17 protein-coding genes are annotated in these 20314 nt (G+C 52.9%); 7 read left to right on the top strand and 10 right to left on the bottom strand.

Annotated features, from left to right (window positions below; all coding sequences use genetic code 11):
* Positions 1–5: 5 nt before the first annotated feature.
* From ynfF to HVZ37_RS10535, 3 genes are all read right to left on the bottom strand, one after another.
* The gene (ynfF, locus tag HVZ37_RS10525) at positions 6–2441 is read right to left on the bottom strand and encodes a selenate/tellurate reductase subunit YnfF (protein WP_054177461.1); all 2436 of its coding nucleotides are present in this window, start codon (positions 2439–2441) and stop codon (positions 6–8) included.
* Positions 2442–2712: 271 nt separating this feature from the next.
* Positions 2713–3021: a DUF1161 domain-containing protein gene (locus HVZ37_RS10530; RefSeq protein ID WP_080343316.1), complete on the bottom strand. Its 309-nt coding sequence runs from the start codon at positions 3019–3021 to the stop codon at positions 2713–2715.
* A 169-nt stretch (positions 3022–3190) separates the two neighbouring features.
* Positions 3191–5779, bottom strand: a complete 2589-nt coding sequence (locus HVZ37_RS10535) for an autotransporter outer membrane beta-barrel domain-containing protein (protein WP_181628411.1) — start codon at positions 5777–5779, stop codon at positions 3191–3193.
* 611 nt (positions 5780–6390) lie between these two features.
* On the opposite strand from HVZ37_RS10535, the gene HVZ37_RS10540 reads away from it, so the two are divergent.
* Positions 6391–7089, top strand: coding sequence for a YnfC family lipoprotein (locus tag HVZ37_RS10540; protein ID WP_224267595.1), 699 nt, complete (start codon positions 6391–6393; stop codon positions 7087–7089).
* 16 nt (positions 7090–7105) lie between these two features.
* Here HVZ37_RS10540 and speG read toward each other — a convergent pair whose 3' ends face one another.
* Both speG and HVZ37_RS10550 read right to left on the bottom strand, forming a co-directional pair.
* Positions 7106–7666 carry a spermidine N1-acetyltransferase gene (speG, locus tag HVZ37_RS10545; RefSeq protein ID WP_043000745.1) on the bottom strand — a complete coding sequence of 187 codons (561 nt, stop codon included), beginning with the start codon at positions 7664–7666 and terminating at the stop codon, positions 7106–7108.
* A 33-nt stretch (positions 7667–7699) separates the two neighbouring features.
* Positions 7700–8041, bottom strand: coding sequence for a DUF1283 family protein (locus HVZ37_RS10550; protein ID WP_043000744.1), 342 nt, complete (start codon positions 8039–8041; stop codon positions 7700–7702).
* 152 nt (positions 8042–8193) lie between these two features.
* Between HVZ37_RS10550 and HVZ37_RS10555 the strand changes: the two genes are divergently transcribed.
* The 4 genes from HVZ37_RS10555 to HVZ37_RS10570 all read left to right on the top strand — a co-directional run bounded on the left by HVZ37_RS10555 (position 8194) and on the right by HVZ37_RS10570 (position 13080).
* The gene (locus HVZ37_RS10555) at positions 8194–8520 is read left to right on the top strand and encodes a YnfA family protein (protein WP_043000743.1); all 327 of its coding nucleotides are present in this window, start codon (positions 8194–8196) and stop codon (positions 8518–8520) included.
* Between the two features lie 269 nt (positions 8521–8789).
* On the top strand, positions 8790–10004 hold the full coding sequence (rspA, locus tag HVZ37_RS10560; protein ID WP_043000742.1) for a starvation-sensing protein RspA: 1215 nt from the start codon (positions 8790–8792) through the stop codon (positions 10002–10004).
* Between the two features lie 58 nt (positions 10005–10062).
* Positions 10063–11400 (top strand): MFS transporter, encoded by a 1338-nt coding sequence (locus HVZ37_RS10565; RefSeq protein ID WP_181628412.1) that lies wholly within the window; start codon positions 10063–10065, stop codon positions 11398–11400.
* Positions 11401–11613: 213 nt separating this feature from the next.
* Positions 11614–13080, top strand: coding sequence for a mannitol dehydrogenase family protein (locus HVZ37_RS10570; RefSeq protein ID WP_181628413.1), 1467 nt, complete (start codon positions 11614–11616; stop codon positions 13078–13080).
* Between the two features lie 49 nt (positions 13081–13129).
* Here HVZ37_RS10570 and ydfZ read toward each other — a convergent pair whose 3' ends face one another.
* The 3 genes from ydfZ to ydfG form a co-directional block, all read right to left on the bottom strand.
* On the bottom strand, positions 13130–13333 hold the full coding sequence (ydfZ, locus tag HVZ37_RS10575) for a putative selenium delivery protein YdfZ (protein WP_042319125.1): 204 nt from the start codon (positions 13331–13333) through the stop codon (positions 13130–13132).
* 183 nt (positions 13334–13516) lie between these two features.
* Positions 13517–14203 (bottom strand): GntR family transcriptional regulator, encoded by a 687-nt coding sequence (locus tag HVZ37_RS10580; protein WP_043000739.1) that lies wholly within the window; start codon positions 14201–14203, stop codon positions 13517–13519.
* A gap of 86 nt (positions 14204–14289) precedes the next feature.
* Entirely contained in the window at positions 14290–15036 is a 747-nt protein-coding gene (gene ydfG / locus HVZ37_RS10585) for a bifunctional NADP-dependent 3-hydroxy acid dehydrogenase/3-hydroxypropionate dehydrogenase YdfG (protein ID WP_043000738.1), read from the bottom strand.
* Between the two features lie 138 nt (positions 15037–15174).
* Between ydfG and dcp the strand changes: the two genes are divergently transcribed.
* Together dcp and HVZ37_RS10595 are read left to right on the top strand one after the other, a co-directional pair.
* Positions 15175–17220 carry a peptidyl-dipeptidase Dcp gene (gene dcp / locus HVZ37_RS10590; RefSeq protein ID WP_181628414.1) on the top strand — a complete coding sequence of 682 codons (2046 nt, stop codon included), beginning with the start codon at positions 15175–15177 and terminating at the stop codon, positions 17218–17220.
* A 124-nt stretch (positions 17221–17344) separates the two neighbouring features.
* Positions 17345–18511, top strand: a complete 1167-nt coding sequence (locus HVZ37_RS10595; RefSeq protein WP_054177041.1) for a serine hydrolase domain-containing protein — start codon at positions 17345–17347, stop codon at positions 18509–18511.
* A 540-nt stretch (positions 18512–19051) separates the two neighbouring features.
* Here HVZ37_RS10595 and mgtS read toward each other — a convergent pair.
* Both mgtS and ftrA read right to left on the bottom strand, forming a co-directional pair.
* The gene (gene mgtS / locus HVZ37_RS10600; RefSeq protein ID WP_000901367.1) at positions 19052–19147 is read right to left on the bottom strand and encodes a protein MgtS; all 96 of its coding nucleotides are present in this window, start codon (positions 19145–19147) and stop codon (positions 19052–19054) included.
* A 103-nt stretch (positions 19148–19250) separates the two neighbouring features.
* The gene (gene ftrA, locus HVZ37_RS10605) at positions 19251–20243 is read right to left on the bottom strand and encodes a transcriptional regulator FtrA (protein WP_043000736.1); all 993 of its coding nucleotides are present in this window, start codon (positions 20241–20243) and stop codon (positions 19251–19253) included.
* Between the last annotated feature and the right edge of the window lie 71 nt (positions 20244–20314).

Raw genomic sequence — 20314 nt, forward strand, 5'->3', positions numbered from 1 at the left:
ACTCCTTAGACCTTTTCAACCTGAACAAGATTACTGTGCGAAGGATTGCCTTTGGCCAGCGGCGAAGGGCGGTGCGACGTCAGGATGTTAATGGAGCCGCCGTGGTCTATTTGATCACCAAACATGTCGGCTTTGAGCCACGCACCCTGACCGATGGCCGTGACGCCGGGCAGAATGCGTGGGGTCACTTTGGCAGGGATCAGCATCTGACCGTTATTGTTAAACACCCGGACGGTGTCGCCGTGTTGAATCCCACGCGCACTGGCATCGATCGGGTTAATCCAGATCTCCTGTGGGCAAGCTTGTTGCAGGACATCAATGTTGCCGTAACTGGAGTGAGTGCGCGCCTTGTAATGGAATCCGGTGAGCTGCAGCGGGTACGTTTTGCGGATCGGATCGTCCCAGCCGTCAAAACCGGGTGCATAGGCGGGCAAAGGATGGATTATCTCATCCTGCTTCAGTTCCCAGGTATTGGCGATAGTGGCCAGTCGCGCAGAGTAAATTTCAATTTTCCCTGACGGCGTTTTCAGCGGGTTAGCAGTGGGGTCTTCACGGAAGGCGCGGAAGGCGACGTAATGTTCTTCCGGGCATTTTTTCTTGAAGATACCGGTTTGCTTCATCTCTTCGTAATCCGGCATTTCTGGATTGCGTTCTTTGGTCTTCGCATGCAGGTATTTCACCCATTCATGCTGCGAGCGTCCTTCGGTGAATGTCTGGTAGACGTCCGGGCCGAGTCGGCGGGCGATTTCACTGAGCATCCAGTAGATCGGTTTTCTTTCAAACTTCGCTGAAGTCGCGGGCTGACCGAGGATCACATAGCCCATGTTGCCGGCGGATTCGTGAGAAATCAGGTCTTCCTGCTCGGTCGGCATTAAATCCGGCAGCAGAATGTCGCAGTACTTCGCCGATGCCGTCATGAAATGTTCGATGCCGACAATCATTTCGCACTTGCTGTCGTCCTGTAGCACGTCATGAGTGTGGGCGATATTGCCATGCTGGTTAATCAGCGTATTACTGGCGTAACACCACATGAATTTGATGGGAACATCCAGCTTATCTTTACCTCGTACGCCGTCGCGTGTGGCGGTCATTTCGGTGCCGTGATCGATAGCGTCGGTCCAGGTGAAGACGGAGATTTGCGTTTTCACCGGGTTATCAAGCATCGAAAACCATTCCACACCGAGATCCCAGGTGCCTTCACGGACGCCTGAGTTGCCGCCGTTGATACCGACGTTACCGGTGAGCACCGACAGCATGGCGATCGCCCGCGCGGTTTGCTCGCCGTTGGAGTGACGCTGAGGTCCCCAGCCCTGGCAAATATAGGCCGGCTTCGCCGAACCAATTTCACGCGCCAGTTGAATGATTTTATCCGCCGGAATACTGGTGATATGAGAAGCCCACTCCGGTGTTTTGGCAATGCCGTCCGGGCCTTCACCGAGGATATAGGCCTTGTAATGCGCGTTACGCGGCGCGTCGGCAGGCAGGGTGGTTTCATCGTAGCCGACGCAATATTTGTCGAGGAACGGTTTATCGACCAGATCTTCCGTAATCAGCACCCAGGCAATCGCAGCCGCCAGTGCGCCATCCGTACCGGGGCGGATGGGCAGCCATTCGTCTTCACGTCCGGCGGCGGTGTCGTTATAGCGTGGATCGATCACTATCATTCGCGCATTTGAACGTTCGCGAGCCTGTTCAACATAATAAGTGACGCCGCCGCCACTCATGCGGGTTTCCGCTGGGTTGTTGCCAAACATCACCACCAGTTTCGTGTTGGCAATGTCATCCGGGCTGTTGCCATCGTTACTGCCAAACATGTAGCTCATGGCGGCGCTGATTTGCGCGGTACTGTAACTGCCATAACGGCTAAGATAGCCACCACAGGAGTTCATCAGACGGTAAGGGACGTTGGAGTTGGTAATGTTGCCGCCGTCGACGCCGGTGCCGTACAGTACGTGAACCGCCTCATTGCCATACGCTTTCAGGATCCGCTTCAGGTTGTCGCCGATGGTATCCAGCGCTTCATCCCAGGAGATACGCTCAAATTTCCCTTCGCCGCGTTTACCAACACGTTTCATTGGATATTTCAAACGGTCCGGATGGTTCATGCGGCGACGTATTGAGCGACCGCGCAGACAGGCGCGAACCTGGTGGTTTCCGTACTCATCGTTGCCGGTAGTGTCAGATTCAACCCAGTAAACGGTGTCATCTTTAACATGCAGACGCAGCAGGCAGCGACTTCCGCAGTTGACGGTACAGGAACTCCAGACCGCTTTTTCTTCGACCGGCGCTGGCGTCATGCCGTCGGCGGCGCGGGCGATACGGGTGAAAGGAAGGGTGAAAGCACTACTGGCAAGCGCAAGGCTGCCAATAGCGGATGATTTCACCAGACTACGGCGGCTGATATTGGCCTTCATGAGGGCCTCAGGCGTGGTGATTTTCATGGTTGCTCACTTTGCTAATGTCAAAAACTGGCCTGGTTGCTTCCTTGTCCGGGGAACAGCCATTCGCATTTTTTCTGTTTTAATCAACGCGGTGTGGAGGGCGTTGTGCAGACGCCGCACCTTCAAAACAGATCGCTGTATAATATTTTCTATATCGATATCAGAGACATGCTAAACAGAAATGAATTTTACCCCTTAATGGGTAGGGGTTATTAATCCATATCAAAGTGAGGGGAACCCTCCGTTGCCGGAGGGGAAAAAACAGGCGGAATTATTGGGGTTCGGCGTTGGCACCTTCCTGAGAAGGCGTGGTGCTGGCAGGGGCATTACCACTGCTGGTTCGGGTGTAGAGAATTTTATGGGTGTCGTTGGCGCAATGTCCGACGACCTGTGAATCCGGTTGGTCAGCCTGATCGTTTGGCACAATGCTCAGGGTGAAGTTGGCCTCCGGCACGCCGTTATTGATGATGCGCTGCTCAATATCACTCTTGACGCGTTCGCAGGAGTCAGGGGCGGCAAAAACCAGCGGGGAGGCGGTCAGCAGAATGCCTGTCAGTAGTCCTCGGGATAATTTCATCATCAGCTCCATTGTTGAGATGCTCATAATAAGCATAGCATTGCGAGTGTAAGCATTTGTCATGGCCGCCAACCTGTTGATGAATCTGAAAGATCGCTTTACTCCCTAAAAACACAAACCCTGACAAGGTCAGGGTTTGTGATAAATCTCCATGTCGCCATGGGGGAAGGGATTAGAAGCTGTATTTCAGCCCCAGCATACCTTGCGTATCTTTATAACCGTTATCGCCAATCTGTTGGGCAACGTTACCCCACAGGGTGACGTTCTTCGTCAGTTGGCCTTCAACACCCGCCTTCAGCTCGCCAATATTGCGGCTGCCTTTTACGTCGCTGTTGATGTCGTCCATCTGTACGCTGTAATTCTGCGTGTTGTGGATCCAGTTGACTTCGACGAACGGCTGGAAGGTGCGGTCTTTGCCGTCATCCATGGCGTTATGGCCTTGCAGATAGGCTTTGACGCCAAGACGCGTTTGCAGGTTGCCGTCGGTTTTATCCACCACCCGGGTGCCGTTTTTCTCAACGTGCGTATCAGCCTGCACGTCCATCCAGGTGATTTGCGCTTTAGGCTGGATGTACAGCGCATTACGCTCGCTGAATTCGGCCAGTTTCCAGGTGTAGCCTGTTTCGACAGAGGCGGTGATGCCGTCCGAGTCATACTTTTCAGACGCCAGACCCTGTCCGGACACGGTGTTATCAAACCAGTTATAGAGCAGCCAGCCATCGACATACGCACCGGTTTTATCGGCGTCGTTGGCATACCAGGTGCCGTACAGACCGGCGCTGTAGCCGCTGATTTCCCCGCGAGAGGTGTATCCGGTCAGGCTGGAGTGGCTGCGGCTCTTACTGTTGGCGTAACCGGCCATCAGACCCAGATGCCAGCGATCCAGACCGTCGGTGCTCCATTGTGCGATATCACCGCCCAGTTGCATCACGTAGCGGTTGCTCTGGGTGCTGATCTGTCCGGAACCGTCCTTGAAGCGGTTATGTCCGCCGATGTGGCGCATCCACAGGCTGGTAACCTTCTGCTCGCCGGTAAAGACGTCAGTGTACTGGGTTTCGCCCAGACGATCGTGAAGCCGGGTGGTGAACAGCGTGTTGGCCGCAAGGGTGTTCGCCAGATAGCTGCCGGTTTCCGGGCGATACTGATGTTCACCAGGCTGGGGAATAGGCTGCTCTGGCGTTTCCGGTGAGGCTGGCGCGGGTTCATCTGGCGGTAACGGATCCGGAATCGCCTCGCTGGTCAGATGCCAGTTCTGGTTGTTCTTTTTAATGATGTTGTAATCGTAAGCACCCGCGACGATACGACCTTCTTTGACGAAGGTCCCGTTAGAGGCACCTTCCACTTCCACAATGGGGATGCCTTCTACCGTCTGCGAACCGCCGCCGCCAGCGTTGGTGACGCTGACACGTGTAGTGCCACTGGTGTCACCACGGACAATCATTTTATCAGTCGCGGAAAGGTCATCACCCAGTACGGTACGCAAGGCCAGCAGACCGTTGTTACCCGCGTAGTTGCCCGCGATGGTTAACGTGGTCGGCGTAAAGGCCGCTCTGGCTTGTGATGGGGAGGAGAGCGTTACTGTACCTGCCAGATCCAGCGAGTTCAGGGTTTGCGAATAACCATTGAGATCCAGACTGGCGCCTTCGCTGACGGTGTAATCTGACGCGGCGCTAAACGTATTCTCTGCACCTGCGCGCAGCGTCCCTCTGGAGACAAGCGTGTTGCCGCTATAGGTATTGGCTCCTGTGAGCGTGGTGATACCGGACCCAACATGATTGACTTCACCATTACCGTAGATTCGTGACGCCAGCACGAAGTCGTCGCTGTTGTGATTAAAGTTGAGCTCTGCCGTGCTCATACCGCTGGTGTTGCCAAGGTAGATCCACGGCAGGTCCAGTGTTCCCGCAGCCTGTTGTGCTTCGCCCTTTGCGCCGCCAATATTCAGGATGCCGGTACTGCCTTCTCCCACTGCCAGCCAGATTAAGTTATCCGAGCGGACCGTTGCTCCGTTGCTGACGGTGAGGATCCCGGTGGCGTCATTGGGCGTTGTTGCGAACCCCCCGAGGTAAATACCTTCCGTCACATCCAGCAGTGAGTTTTCACCGTCCACGAGGGCGACACCGTAGCCATTACGACTGGTGTTACTCGTATTGCCGACGTAGCCAATGTTCATGTGCTCCGTCGTTGAGAGTTTACCTCCATTGGTAATCAATAATTTACCGTGATTCTGATCCCCAACGATAATATGGTTGGTCGCAACGGATGAATTAGCACCGTCGATGGAAAGTAGACCCTCTCCCGTTTCGTAAAATTCACCAACGCGTAATCCAGCAATACCGGTGATTTTGCTACCGTTATGTACATTCAGTATGCCGGTACCGCCCTCCAGACCAATTTGAATTAACGAATTATTCAGTTCCCAGGTTGCGCCATTGGTTAATGTCACAGAGCCTGTTGCCGCACGGCCAATTTCCGCCCCTGTTGTTGTCAGAATATCCCGCCCGTCAATGATCATTGATCCGGCGCTAGCGTCTCCAACACGTAATGTACTGAAGTTATTCCAGTAACTCTCAGTATTTTCTGTGTTAGAAAGGGTGAGTGTGTCATTATTATTAACAAGGACAATACTGTTGCCTCCGGTCGGAGGGGTAACAGCTAACAGATTGATATTATCCACATTCGCTGCGGCGGCAGTTTGTACAGCCAGTGCCACAGCGATTGCGAGCATTGATTTTGGGTGGTGCAAGTATTTAATTTTCATAATTGTCTCTTCCATAAGAGAGTGCCTGGTGTTGAAAATAACATTTCGTCTTTAAAACAATCTCTTAATGCTTTTATGTTGAACGCGATATAATATGTGTAAATAAATATTGTTTATCTAAGACATATTTTATTTGCATCATTGAAAATAACGAAATGGTTTTATCTTTGAATTATTGGAACCTTTAATAGGTTTTATCTATTTAATATAATGTTTATTTTCTTATATAAGATCTTATATGTTTTTTTTGCAAGTAATATATCTTATTAAGGCTATTTAAAATAATAGGAATTGTACAAATAATTATCCTTATACAATGAGATAATGGATAGGCAGGATGAGTCATTTTCATTGTCAAAGGAATGACTCATCGGCTAGTCATTTGACGGGCAATCATTACTTAAATGCCACGAGGCGTATTTTTTAGGAATACTGTAAAAACAGATACACATTAGTTTGATCTTGATCAATTAACGTGAGAGGAAACCGTGAATTCTGCTCACGATTTACCCTTGTTTATGCCACTTTCGCGCAGGTATACAGTAAACGACAGTCTTTGCTACTATGACTGAAGATCATCTTTTTCTCTTGGGGAACCTGTGAAAAAACAGATATTTCTTTTGTCGCTTGGTGTTGCGCTGGTGGGATGTGACAACAGCGCAACGCCGCTCTCCTTTACGCCGGAAATGGCCAGCTTTTCTAATGAATTTGACTTTGATCCCTTACGCGGGCCGGTAAAAGATTTCAGCCAGACGTTGCTTAATGAGAAGGGAGAAGTGACGAAGCGCGTCAACGGTACGTTGTCTGAAGAAGGTTGTTTTGACTCGCTTGAGTTGCACGATCTCGAAAACAATACCGCTGTAGCGCTGGTGCTGGACGCGAACTATTATCGCGATGCCGAAACGCTGGAGAAAAAGGTGCGTTTGCAGGGGAAATGTCAGTTGGCGGAACTGCCGTCAGCGGGCGTCGTCTGGGATACCGATGATAATGGTTTTGTGGTTGCGGCAACGGGAAAAGAGATGAAAGTCCAGTACCGCTATGATGCGGAAGGGTATCCGCTCGGCAAGACCACGATCAGCAAGGACCAGACGTTATCCGTCAGCGCGAAACCCTCGACCGATCCGCGCAAGAAGCTGGATTACACGGCGGTGAGTCTGCTTAACGATCACCCTTTGGGGAACGTTAAACAGACCTGCGACTATGACCGTCATGCCAATCCCACCGACTGTACGCTGGTGATCGTTGATGAAAGCGTCAAACCCGCGGTCGAGCACAACTACACGATCAAAAATACCATCGATTACTATTGAGAGGACCGCGCAGCGGTTACTGCGCGGTAGGTTTTAGCATCGTCGATCCCGGCGAGCGATGCTCTGCCAGGTACTGATGCTGGAAGATACACATCCGGATCGTATTGCGGTATTCCCCGTTGATAAAGAATTCATGAATCAGCTCGCCTTCGACCATAAAGCCCAGCTTACGGTAGATGTGGATCGCCTTCTCGTTCTCTTTATCAACGATGAGGTACAGCTTATAGAGGTTAAGTACGGTAAATCCGTAGTCCATCGCCAGTTTAGCGGCCCGTGAGGCGAGACCTTTTCCCTGGTATTCCGGGGAAATAATGATCTGAAATTCAGCCCGACGGTGGACATGGTTAATTTCAACCAGTTCGACCAGGCCCGCTTTTTCGCCATCACATTCCACGACGAAACGGCGTTCACTTTGATCGTGAATGTGCTTATCGTAGAGATCGGACAACTCGACGAACGCTTCGTAAGGCTCTTCAAACCAGTAGCGCATCACGCTGGCGTTGTTGTCGAGTTGATGGACAAAACGTAAATCTTCACGCTCCAGCGGGCGCAGCTTAACACTGAGGGCGCTTGTCATACCTAATCCTTAATGTCTTTTTAACGCGTTATATCAAGGGGCAATCACGCGACCGGTGCGACGATCCAGACAGCGCAGGGTGTTTGGTTCCCAGTACGCATTCAGGTTGGCACTCTGTTCGCAGTTGTCGCGGTTATCAAAGGCGGCATCCGCTTTATCCCACTCTTTTTCCGCGCGTTTGTTCACTTTCTGACGCAGACTGCGCGTGTCATCCCACTGTTCTTTTTGCATGGCCGCCTGTTGACGGCTCAGGGCGCTATCGCCTGATTCAATCACCAGTCGGCTGGTCTCAGCCTGCGCGGTCGCGGTGTAGACGACAGCACCCAGCAGCAGCATTGCCGTCAGGCACAGGCGTTTGCGAAGCGTAATGTTCATGGCAAGTTCCTTTTATGAGCGACGCAAAAAGCATCATTTGCAGGCAAATTCTACACCATTCCTTGCGCAGGGCATACCCGCCGCAAGGTTATGGATAAGATCGGGGGATTATGGCGTATCATGCCTGAACCTCAGGTCAATGAACGATTCAGATGCTTAAAACCACGCTGCTTTTTTTTGCCACTGCGCTTTGCGAAATTATCGGCTGCTTTCTGCCCTGGCTCTGGCTGAAGCGGGGAGCCACCGTCTGGTTGTTGTTACCCGCAGGCGTTGCGCTGGCACTGTTCGTCTGGCTGCTGACGCTGCATCCTGCCGCCAGCGGTCGGGTGTATGCCGCATACGGTGGCGTTTATGTCTGTACCGCACTGATCTGGCTGCGCGTGGTCGATGGCGTCAAACTCAGCCTGTATGACTGGAGCGGGGCGCTCATCGCACTGTGCGGAATGCTGATTATTGTAGCGGGATGGGGGCGCGGCTAAGCGTTACCTGCGCAAGATGTGTCATGCTCTTGGCGTATGACATGTGTCATTTCTCGTAAATCCCTCTTTATTCTTATTTAAATTCAATGGATTAAGGTGTCTGCTGCTGCTCTGTGCAGGCATCCGCCAGACGTTTTCCCCTGAAAAGCCTCCTTTTATAGCCTGTGATTTTTTGTGATCAAGATTGAAAAATAAATCACTTATACTTGTATGGTAGTATGTGCATTGCGTAGATTCTCACCATCACCACACAGAACCAGGAAGAAAAAATGAAGATTGTAGGGGCTGAGGTTTTTGTCACCTGTCCGGGACGTAACTTTGTCACACTGAAGATTACGACCGAGGACGGTATCACCGGTCTTGGAGACGCCACGCTGAATGGACGTGAGTTATCCGTCGCGTCTTACCTGAAAGATCATCTTTGCCCACAGTTGATCGGTCGGGATGCTCACCGCATCGAAGATATCTGGCAGTTCTTTTATAAAGGCGCGTACTGGCGTCGTGGCCCGGTGACCATGTCTGCTATCTCCGCCGTCGACATGGCGCTGTGGGATATCAAAGCGAAAGCCGCCAACATGCCGCTGTATCAACTGCTTGGCGGCGCATCACGCGAAGGGGTGATGGTTTACTGCCACACCACCGGTCACACCGTGGATGATGTGCTGGAAGACTATGCACGCCATAAAGAGATGGGCTTCAAAGCCATTCGCGTTCAGTGCGGCGTGCCAGGTATGAAAACCACCTACGGCATGGCAAAGGGAAAAGGGCAGGCCTATGAACCCGCCACGAAAGGACAGTGGCCGGAAGAGCAACTGTGGTCGACGGAAAAGTATCTTGATTTCACGCCGAAACTGTTCGAGGCGGTGCGCAATACGTTCGGCTTTAACGAGCATCTCCTTCACGACATGCACCACCGCCTGACACCCATAGAAGCGGCGCGCTTTGGTAAAAGCATTGAAGATTATCGCCTTTTCTGGATGGAAGATCCGACGCCTGCTGAGAACCAGGAGTGCTTCCGATTGATCCGTCAGCACACGGTGACCCCGATTGCCGTCGGTGAAGTCTTCAACAGCATCTGGGACTGCAAGCAGCTTATTGAAGAACAGCTCATCGATTATATCCGCACCACGATCACCCATGCGGGCGGGATCACCGGCATGCGTCGCATCGCCGACTTCGCTTCGCTCTACCAGGTGCGTACCGGTTCACACGGCCCGTCCGATCTTTCTCCGGTTTGTATGGCCGCTGCGCTGCATTTTGACCTGTGGGTACCGAACTTTGGCGTGCAGGAATACATGGGCTATTCCGAACAGATGCTGGAAGTCTTCCCGCACAACTGGACCTTTGACAACGGCTATATGCATCCGGGCGAGAAGCCGGGACTGGGTATCGAGTTCGATGAAAAACTGGCGGCGAAATATCCCTATGACCCCGCCTATCTGCCGGTTGCCCGGCTTGAAGATGGCACCTTGTGGAACTGGTAAGTTAACATTTATACGACACGGATGTTGTTCACCTCTGAACCAACGAAGGTAATTATTTATGGTTAGTTCCGTTGATATTAAAAATGATGTTGATAGCAAACCCGTAGTTCGTCGCGTCGCTTCTGCTTCAGCGATTGGTACAGCTGCTGAATACTATGACTTTTTTGCCTATGGCACTGCGGCAGTGCTGTTCTTTGGTCACCTGTTTTTCCCCAGTGACGATCCGTTAATCAGTACGCTGGCCGCATTTGCCACTTATGCGGTGGGCTTCCTGGCAAGACCTTTGGGCGGCATTGTCTTTGGACATATCGGCGATAAAGTGGGGCGTAAAAAAGCGCTGGTTATCACGATACTGATTGTCGGGCTCGGGACATTCTGCATTGGCTTATTGCCAACGTACGAAAAAATCGGTGTCTGGGCACCCGTTCTGTTGATCTTCATTCGCGTACTCCAGGGGTTTGGTGTCGGGGGTGAACAGGCCGGGGCGGTCTTGATGACGGCAGAATATGCCGAACCTAAACGGCGTGGATTCTTTGCCAGTTGGGTACAAATTGGTGCGCCGGTCGGCTTTTTGTTACCGATGGCACTGTTTGCACTGCTCAATGCCACCTTATCTCCTGAAGCAATGATGGATTACGGCTGGCGTATTCCGTTCCTGCTTAGTCTGCTGCTGGTGATCGTTGGCCTGTTTATTCGCCTAAGAATCGATGAGTCTCCTGTCTTTGCGCAGATTCGTGAGACGAAAGCAGAAGAGTCCCGTCCACTCATTGAAGTCATCCGCGATTTTCCTGGCATTGTGGTAAAAGGCGTCTGCGCAAAACTGATTGAAGCCTGTACGTTTGCCATGTTCACGGTAATCGTCCTGGCGTACGGCAAAGCCAATAATCTGGATGCCAATATCTTAATGGAAACCATGATCATCGCGGTGGTGATCGAAGTGCTTGCCATACCCATGATGGGGGCGCTCTGTGACAAAATTGGTCGTAAGCCGGTGTATATCATGGGCGCGCTGATTCAGGTCATAATGATTATTCCGTTCTTCCTGGCCATTAATCAGGACAATTTCTGGCTGACGCAGCTGGTGATGATTATCGTCATTAGCTTTGGCCATAGCATGTGCTACGCACCGCAGGCATCGTTCTTCCCGGAGCTGTTCCCGACGCATATTCGCTGCAGCGGCATCGCTTTAATCTGGCAATTGGGTTCACTGATTGGCAGCGGGGTACTGGGGCTGGTGGCAGTGAAGATTTTGCAGATGACCGGTGGGCATTACTACGGGTTAGCAAGCTATGTGATTGTTCTCGGCATCATTTCTATTATCGGCTTGCTCATGATGCCTGAAACGGCGCCACAGCGACTCAAGCGTGAATACCAGGAGTGGCGCAAGCACGATTAAGAGGATTGTCCCCTAATGGCTGCAGGGATGCAGCCAGTACTCAGCCCAGGGAGCCTGCCCTGGGCGTCAGGCTCAGCATCAGGAATTGCATCCTGTCACATAACTTTCAAATGATGTTATACCAATTGGCAAAAGATTAATTCAAATCAAAACATACAACCATACAGGCGTTACTCTGGAACCGTCCTGATTTCATTCAAAGTAGGTCATACAATGCAAAACAAGCTCTTAACGGCAAAAGCGACGCTTCCTGACTACGATCGCAACCGACTGATCCCGCGTATTGTTCATCTTGGTTTTGGTGCTTTCCACCGTGCGCACCAGGGCGTCTATACCGATATCCTGGCGGCGGAGCACAACAGCGACTGGGGATATTGCGAAGTGAACCTGATCGGCGGGGAACAGCAGATCGCCGATCTCAAACAGCAGGATAATCTCTATACCGTGGCGGAAATGTCTGCCGATGCCTGGACCGCGAGAGTCGTGGGGGTGGTGAAAAAGGCGCTGCATGCTCAGGTTGACGGGCTGGAGAGCGTGCTGGCGGCGATGTGTGAACCACAGGTTGCGATTGTTTCACTGACGATTACTGAGAAAGGGTATTGCCATTCCCCGGCGACAGGACAACTGATGCTGGATCACCCGATGATCGCAGCCGATCTGCAAAACCCACATCAGCCGAAATCTGCGCCGGGTGTGGTGGTTGAAGCGCTGGCGCGCCGTAAAGCGGCGGGCTTAGCCGCCTTCACCGTGATGTCCTGCGACAACATGCCGGAAAACGGTCACGTGATGCGTAACGTGGTCACCGCTTACGCGCGTGCCGTGGACGCCGAACTGGCCGCATGGATCGAACAACACGTCACGTTCCCGTCGACGATGGTTGACCGCATTGTTCCGGCCGTCACCGCTGACACGCTGGATAAAATTGAAAACCTGACCGGCGTGCGCGATCCGGCCGGTGTGGCCTGCGAGCCATTCAGTCAGTGGGTGATTGAAGATAACTTTGTTGCCGGCCGTCCGCAGTGGGAAAAAGCCGGGGCAGAACTGGTCTCTGACGTGATCCCGTTTGAAGAGATGAAACTGCGGATGCTCAACGGCAGCCACTCATTCCTCGCGTATCTGGGCTATCTCGCCGGGTATCAGCATATCAACGACTGCATGGGTGATGAAAATTATCGGGTGGCTGCCCGCGCACTGATGCTCAACGAGCAGGCGCCCACGCTGAAAGTGAAGGGGGTGGATCTCACCCGCTATGCAGACCTGCTTATTGAACGCTACAGCAACCCGGCGCTGCGTCACCGTACCTGGCAGATTGCGATGGACGGTAGCCAGAAATTACCTCAGCGAATGCTCGATTCAGTACGCTGGCATCTGGCACATAACAGTCGTTTTGATTTGCTGGCGCTGGGCGTGGCGGGCTGGATGCGCTATGTCGGCGGCGTGGATGAACAGGGAAATGCCATTGAAGTCAACGATCCGCTTCTGCCAGTGATCCAACAGGCGGTACAAAACAGTGCGGAAGGCGCAAGCCGTGTTGAAGCGCTGCTGGCTATTGAGGCAATCTTTGGTAACGAACTGCCGCAGGTCGCGTTATTCACGCAGGCCGTGAAAGACGCGTATCAGACGCTGCTGGCGGAAGGGGCGAAAGCCACCGTGGCAAAGTATGCAGCAAACGTGAAGTAAATGCCTCAGGACTGCCGGATAATCAAGGCATTATCCGGCACTCACACCATTAGTTCATGCCGAGACGAATCAGTTCTACCGGGGCAAATTTGCCTTCACAGCCTTCCACTTCGACTGTTTTTTCACGACGAATTTGCGCCGCATCCAGGCCTTCGGTCTCAATCGCTTTAATGCGACCGGTATGGCCGGTGCCACTGATCATCACACGGCTGCCTGTGGTGATTGCGTTACGGTTACGATCGTATGTCATCATGGTATTTTCTCCTTTCTAACTTACCGTCAAAGCCCGTGGGCTCAGGTCCCACGTAACGGGCGCTATATAAATACGCTTATCAGTCAGGATTTTTTTTGTTTTTGATCAATCTCACATCTTTTTTGATGTGGACATGCAGGGGGGACGGAGAGACCTCATCTCACGAGAGATGAGGCAGGGGAATTACTCTTCGCTGAACCAGTCGCTGTTTTCCTGGCGGATCAGCAGGACCGACTCGCCGATTTCTTGCAGATGTTGAGTCATGGCTTTCTCGACAGCATCGGCGTCATGTTTTTCCAGGGCTGAAAAAATATCGAGATGCTGGCGAAGCAACATTTCTGGTGGAGAGACGTGATCAAGACTCATATAACGCACACGGTCGATGGTAGCCTTGATATTTTCGATGGTGTCCCAGGCCAGCTGGCAGTCCGCAATGGTTGCCAGCTTCTGGTGAAAATTGTCATCCAGCTCGAAGAAATCATTCAGCTGTTTGCGCTCAATCGCAATCCGCTGCTGATTAAGATTCTGTTCAAGCTGATAGCACTGACTGTCGGTGATTTGGGCTGCGGCCCGCCGCGCCACCGCGCATTCGATAGCCTGACGGACAAAACAGCCGTTTCGCACCTGCGAGAGGGAGATCTTGTTGACGTAGCTGCCGCGCTGCGGACGGATCTGAATCAAGCCGTTTTCCGCGAGCTTAATAAACGCTTCACGCACCGGTTGGCGAGACACATCGAAGCGAACAGACACCTCTTTTTCGGACAGCGGCGTGCCTGGCGCAATGAGGCAGTGCACGATGTCACGGCGAAGAATGCGATAAATCTGCTGATTTACGGGCTGTGTAGGATTGAGTTGCGTTTCGACGGTCATTCGCTCTTACTTTTTAGAAAATTAACCCACAAATTCTACCACTTTTTTGTCGCGAGCTATACCCGGCCCGCGGGCCGGGAGGCAAATTAACCGCGATGAACGCTCAGTCCGGCAAAAGATTGCGTCACTGGCATCATTTCTACCGTATTGATGTTCACATGGGCAGGCAGGGTGGCGACCCACCAGACCGCTTCGGTCACATCTTCCGGCGTCAGCGCCGTAGTGTTCTCATAGGTTTTTCCCGCTTTATTGTCATCGCCTTTAAAGCGCACGTTAGAAAACTCGGTGCCGCCCACCAGACCCGGCTCGATATCCGTGACGCGAACGGCCGTGCCGTGCAGGTCGGTACGCAGGTTCAAACTGAACTGACGTACAAACGCCTTGGTCGCGCCATACACGTTGCCGCCAGCATAAGGCCAACTGCCTGCGGTAGAGCCGATGTTGATGATATGCCCACGGTTACGCTCGACCATGCCCGGCAGGACGGCGCGGGTCATGTAAATCAGCCCTTTGTTGTTGGTATCGATCATGGTTTCCCAGTCTTCCACGCTGGCTTTATGCGCAGGCTCCAGACCCAGCGCCAGCCCGGCGTTGTTGACCAGCAGGTCGATGTCACGCCACTCGGCAGGTAACGATGCCAGCATCTCTTCAATGGCTGCGCGGTTACGCACATCCAGTTGCGCGATCAGCACGTTATCACCCAGCGACTCTTTTAACTCTTGCAGGCGTTCCTGGCGACGGCCAGTGGCAATGACTTTATGCCCGTTCTCAACAAAACGACGTGTAATGCATTCACCAAAACCTGCGGTTGCTCCGGTTACTAAAACGATCATCTCACTGTTCCTCAACGCTTTTTACGTTTGACTACCATAGCATGTGATCCGCTCTCACGGGTAACCCTGGTTTTACAGGATTGCGGTCTTTTACCCTGAAGCCTACTCTATTGAACAAATCGTTTTCAGGAGTGAAAGATGTCGTTAACGAATCCGTTCTTTAGCCACAGCCTGTTACCGTATCAGGCGCCCCGTTTTGATTTGATTAAAACGGAACACTATCGTCCCGCCTTTGACGAAGGGATCAAGCAAAAGCGCGCGGACATCGCCGCCATAATTGCTAATAGCGCGGCCCCGGATTTTGCCAATACGGTTCTCGCCCTGGAGAAAAGTGGTGAGCTGTTAACCCGCGTCACCAGCGTCTTCTTCGCCATGACCGCGGCACATACGCATGATGAACTTCAGCGTCTCGATGAGTCGTTTTCTGCCGAGCTCGCGGAACTGGCAAATGATATCTGGTTGAACCGCGCGTTGTTTTCCCGCGTTGATTGCGTCTGGCAACAACGTGATGCGCTGGGGCTCGACGATGAATCCGTGCGTCTGATCGAGGTGACACACCAGCGCTTTGTTCTCGCCGGGGCCCAACTGAGCGATGCCGATAAAGCGCAACTCCGGGCGCTCAATACCGAAGCCGCGACGCTCACCAGCCAGTTTAACCAGCGCCTGCTGGCGGCGAATAAATCTGGCGGACTGGTAGTCGATTACGCCCATCAACTGGAGGGGCTCAGCGCGGAAGAGATCGCCAGCGCGCGACAGGCGGCGAGCGAAAAAGGGCTCGCCGAGGGATGGCTGATACCACTGCTGAATACCACGCAACAGCCGGCATTAAGTGCACTGCGCGATCGCCAGACCCGGGAGAATCTGTTTAACGCCGGGTGGCGTCGTGCCGAAAAAGGCGATGACAATGACACGCGTGCGCTGATTCAGCGGCTGGTAGCCCTGCGCGCCCGCCAGGCGCAACTGCTGGGGTTTGCCGATTATGCATCGTGGAAAATCGCCGATCAGATGGCAAAAACGCCGGAGGCCGCGCTGGCCTTTATGCGCGCGATTGTCCCTGCTGCGCGCCAACGGGCGCTGAGTGAACTGACCGATATCCAACAGGTAATTGACGATGAACAGGGTGGGTTTACCGCGCAGGCCTGGGACTGGTCTTTTTATGCCGGGCAGGTGCGGCGTGCGAAATACGCGTTAGATGAATCACAGCTCAAACCGTATTTCGAACTGAATACCGTTCTGCACGAAGGGGTGTTCTGGACCGCCAACCAGCTGTTCGGCATCAAATTCATCGAGCGCTTTGATATTCCGGTCTACCATCCGGATGTGCGCGTCTGGGAAATCTTCGATCATAACGGTGTTGGGCTGGCGCTTTTTTACGGCGATTTCTTTGCCCGGGATTCGAAAAGCGGCGGTGCCTGGATGGGCAATTTCGTCGAGCAGTCGACGCTCAACGAAACCCAGCCGGTTATTTACAACGTCTGTAATTATCAGAAGCCCGCCTCAGGACAGCCCGCGCTGTTACTCTGGGATGATGTCATCACGTTGTTCCATGAGTTCGGCCATACCCTGCACGGACTGTTTGCATCACAGCGCTATGCGTCGCTGTCGGGAACCAATACGCCGCGTGATTTCGTCGAGTTTCCATCGCAAATCAATGAACACTGGGCGAGCCATCCGACGGTGTTTGACCGCTATGCCCGCCATGCGGTCACCGGCGAAAAAATGCCAGAGGCGTTACAGGACAAAATGCGTAAGGCCAGCCTGTTCAATAAGGGGTATGACATGAGCGAACTGCTTAGCGCCGCGCTGCTGGATATGGGCTGGCACCGTCTGTCTGTTGACGAACCCCCTCAGGACGTTGAAACATTTGAAAAACAACGGCTGGCGGCGGAGCAACTCGATCTTCCGGCGGTGCCGCCGCGCTATCGCAGCAGCTATTTTGCCCATATCTTTGGGGGCGGTTACGCGGCAGGCTACTATGCCTATCTGTGGACGCAAATGCTGGCGGATGACGGCTATCAGTGGTTTGTGGAGCAGGGCGGACTGACGCGTGAGAACGGCCAGCGGTTCCGTGACGCGATTTTATCACGGGGCAACAGTGAAGATTTAGAACGCCTTTACCCGGCATGGCGGGGTAGTGAGCCACAGATCGAGCACATGCTCAAACATCGTGGCCTGGCGGGATAACACAATCGACACTTCATTATTAGCAACTTGATGTACAATGCGGGCTCCTTTTTCCGGAGTCCGTATTGTACATGTCTGTTTTCCTGCCTTTCTGCGCTGATATCCTTCAGGCGACTTTCTGCTCATGAAAGCGTCCGCGCCACTCCTTCTTTCTTCTGCTCTGCTGCTGACTGGTTGTAGCAACAGCACCTTATCGCAGTTGAATATGCCTGCCGAACAGAGTGCGCAGGCGGTGGTGGGGTACTATGCTCGCGGTATCGATCCGATGATCCACCAGTATATGCAGGAAAAGCAGGTGAGCGGAATGGTGGTTGCGGTCATTCAACATAACGGACCCGCTGAGTTCCACAGTTACGGTGTGACCGACAGCCGACATCAATATCCGATCACCCCAGACACGCTGTTTGCGCTGGGGTCGCTGAGTAAAGGGGTAACGGCCGAAATCACTACCGTGCTGGTGAATCAGGGTGTGCTGCACTGGAACGACACGCTGGCGCAGCTACTGCCAGCGGATACGCCGCTGAGCGATGACGCCAGAAAGATTACCCTGCTGCAACTGGCGACGCATACCTCCGGCCTGCCCAGACAGCCGATGGATCTGCTGACTCTGGAAAATCTCCTGCGCTATTTCAGTTCGGGGGAGAATTTCTATACCCAACTGGATAACGATACGGTGCTGACTTCTCTTGCCGACTTCACCGCGCCCGAGGCACGCGTGCCGCACTATTCCAATATCGGTTACGCGCTGCTCGGTTTCATCGTGCAGCATCGTACCGGCGAGTCGATCCCGTCGCTGGCGAATCGTCTGATCTTCCAGCCATTACAGATGAACAACAGCAGTTTTGAGCCCATGACGCTCAACGCCTATCCGTATCGCGCATTAGGTCACGCGGGAGATCAGCCCAAGCTTATTCGACGCGGTGAACTGACGCCTGACTGGACGTTTAACCACAATATGGTCGGGGCGGCGAGTTTATACAGCAGTGCGCGCGATCTGGCGGGCTATGCGCGAGCGCATTTTGCCTCGCAAGACAATGCCGGGCTTGCCCGTGCATTTGCGGACGTCGCCAGAACCCAGTTTTATCGTCAGAAAGAAGCCGCAAATATTGCATGGGTAACCGATACGTTAGCCGATCGTCAGATCACATATCAGGTCGGATATATTGGCGGTTATTCCAGTTATATTGGCTTTGATAAAAAGAACCAGAATGCGGTGGTGGTTCTGCAAAATAGTTTTAACTGGAGTAATTATCTGGGGCACACCATTCTCAGTCAGTTAGCGCCGCGGTAAATTAAACCCCTAGTTGACGTTTTCGCTGCCAATAATTCGTGGTGGGTTGCCGCCTTTACAAAACAGGCGGTTTATTGACATTAACCTGCACTCGATATGCTACATTCCCTTCAACAAATTGATTAATGGATTAAAGCAGTGACAACCGGAGGTAATATGCAGCTGTTCATGGGCAAGAAATTACAGAGAAAACGCTGGAATTCCCGTCCCGAAACGCAGGACTTACAGAATACACGCTCTGTTGAGCCGTGGTCTTCCCGTACTGCATCTTGCCAGAGTAAAAAAGAGTGGAAACGAGAAACGCCTCAATCTTAGCGCCTGCCGTTTAACATTCATTGAGAATCGGCGTGGTAAGGTGTAAGTGATCCATTGTCGCTGCCGGGAGTGGCGGGACGGTGGAAAAAGTAAAATACAAATCTATCCATGCAAGCATTCACCGTCGGTTATCCGGCGGTTTTTTTTGCCCGTCAGCCATAAAAAATGGCCCCTTGTGCAGTGATGCGACAAGGGGCCTTATCGGTTCAGGACTTTCTCCGTTCATTAGTCATCCCATTTGTGGCTGAAATACGCGGCCAGAAATCCAGAAAATAAAATAATCCCCAGAACGGCCATAAAAACGTTCATATTACCCAGCATGTTTGCCTCCATTTAATGAGTAGTGTGTTTCCTCGCTTACCTTAATTTGGTTGGTGAAAGAGATAATAACAGCTTTAACCTAAACAAAAGCTGAATTAGGTGATTATTTAGCGATAAGCGTAAATTTCTTTCGATATTGTGAAGGAGACAGACAATACATGTGGCGAAAATGGTGGCGAAATAACGCGGCGCTGCCAAAACCAGTTTGTTCCGCGATCAATTCCACGCTGAGCGGTGAGTTTTCCAGGTAATCGCGCGCCCGTAATAAGCGTTCGTTGAGGATCCAGCGTGCAGGCGTGGTGCCGGTACAATCGGTAAAACGACGCAAAAACGTCCGCGGACTCATCCCGGCGCGTTTGGCCAGCGAGGCGGTATCGTGATTCACCGTCAGATTCTGATGCAGAAAATCAAACAACTGGCCCAGCGTCTGACTTTCACGCTGCCGGGCAACGGGGCGCAGAAGCTGCTGTGGCTGTGCGCCATCGCGATGGGGCTGCACCACCAGCCGTCGGGCAACGCTGTTGGCAACCTCAAGACCATAGTCCTCGCGGATCAGATAAAGACACAGATCGATCCCCGCTGCGCTGCCCGCCGAGGTCAGCAACAGTCCGGCATCATGGTAGAGAACGTCATCAAGCACCTCGATAGCCGGAAAACGCTGCCGGAGCGTGTCCGTGTAGCGCCAGTGAGTGGTGGCCTTGCGCCCGTCCAGCAACCCTGTCGCTGCCAGCACAAACACGCCAGAACAGATCGACAACAGACGGCAACCTCGCGCCCACGCGGCACGCAGCGCGGTACACAAGGCTTCGGGTACCGGCGCGTCGCTGCCTCGCCAGCCGGGAACCACAACGATATCGGCCTCAGCCAACAGTTCCAGTCCCCCATCCACCATCAACCGCACGCCGCCGGTCGCGCGGAGTGGACCAGCATCGACCGACGCGACGGCAAAACGATACCAGTCCGCGCCCAGTTCCGGGCGCGGCAGACCAAAGACTTCGACCGCTACGCCAAACTCGAAGGTGCACAGTCCGTCATAGGCGAGTACGACCACAAGCGGGCGCGGCGATTTTGGCAGAATCCTGGTGTTTTTTGGCATGGTCGAAGGCGGTACGTCAGCTCAGAGATGGTTAAATTATTGTAAACATAATCGTCACTGAGGAGAAAGTA

The sequence above is a fragment of the Citrobacter sp. RHB35-C17 genome, assembly GCF_013816795.1.
Taxonomy (GTDB): Bacteria; Pseudomonadota; Gammaproteobacteria; order Enterobacterales; family Enterobacteriaceae; genus Citrobacter_A; species Citrobacter_A amalonaticus.

What these genes read in the sequence shown, in the direction of transcription:
- HVZ37_RS10595 (WP_054177041.1), top strand. Translation starts at nt 17,345, where the DNA reads ATGAAAGCGTCCGCGCCACTCCTTCTTTCTTCTGCTCTGCTGCTGACT.
- mgtS (WP_000901367.1), bottom strand. Translation starts at nt 19,147, where the DNA reads ATGCTGGGTAATATGAACGTTTTTATGGCCGTTCTGGGGATTATTTTA.
- HVZ37_RS10580 (WP_043000739.1), bottom strand. Translation starts at nt 14,203, where the DNA reads ATGACCGTCGAAACGCAACTCAATCCTACACAGCCCGTAAATCAGCAG.
- ynfF (WP_054177461.1), bottom strand. Translation starts at nt 2,441, where the DNA reads ATGAAAATCACCACGCCTGAGGCCCTCATGAAGGCCAATATCAGCCGC.
- HVZ37_RS10550 (WP_043000744.1), bottom strand. Translation starts at nt 8,041, where the DNA reads ATGAACATTACGCTTCGCAAACGCCTGTGCCTGACGGCAATGCTGCTG.
- speG (WP_043000745.1), bottom strand. Translation starts at nt 7,666, where the DNA reads ATGACAAGCGCCCTCAGTGTTAAGCTGCGCCCGCTGGAGCGTGAAGAT.
- HVZ37_RS10530 (WP_080343316.1), bottom strand. Translation starts at nt 3,021, where the DNA reads ATGATGAAATTATCCCGAGGACTACTGACAGGCATTCTGCTGACCGCC.
- rspA (WP_043000742.1), top strand. Translation starts at nt 8,790, where the DNA reads ATGAAGATTGTAGGGGCTGAGGTTTTTGTCACCTGTCCGGGACGTAAC.
- ydfZ (WP_042319125.1), bottom strand. Translation starts at nt 13,333, where the DNA reads ATGATGACATACGATCGTAACCGTAACGCAATCACCACAGGCAGCCGT.
- HVZ37_RS10565 (WP_181628412.1), top strand. Translation starts at nt 10,063, where the DNA reads ATGGTTAGTTCCGTTGATATTAAAAATGATGTTGATAGCAAACCCGTA.
- HVZ37_RS10570 (WP_181628413.1), top strand. Translation starts at nt 11,614, where the DNA reads ATGCAAAACAAGCTCTTAACGGCAAAAGCGACGCTTCCTGACTACGAT.
- HVZ37_RS10535 (WP_181628411.1), bottom strand. Translation starts at nt 5,779, where the DNA reads ATGAAAATTAAATACTTGCACCACCCAAAATCAATGCTCGCAATCGCT.
- ftrA (WP_043000736.1), bottom strand. Translation starts at nt 20,243, where the DNA reads ATGCCAAAAAACACCAGGATTCTGCCAAAATCGCCGCGCCCGCTTGTG.
- HVZ37_RS10555 (WP_043000743.1), top strand. Translation starts at nt 8,194, where the DNA reads ATGCTTAAAACCACGCTGCTTTTTTTTGCCACTGCGCTTTGCGAAATT.
- dcp (WP_181628414.1), top strand. Translation starts at nt 15,175, where the DNA reads ATGTCGTTAACGAATCCGTTCTTTAGCCACAGCCTGTTACCGTATCAG.
- ydfG (WP_043000738.1), bottom strand. Translation starts at nt 15,036, where the DNA reads ATGATCGTTTTAGTAACCGGAGCAACCGCAGGTTTTGGTGAATGCATT.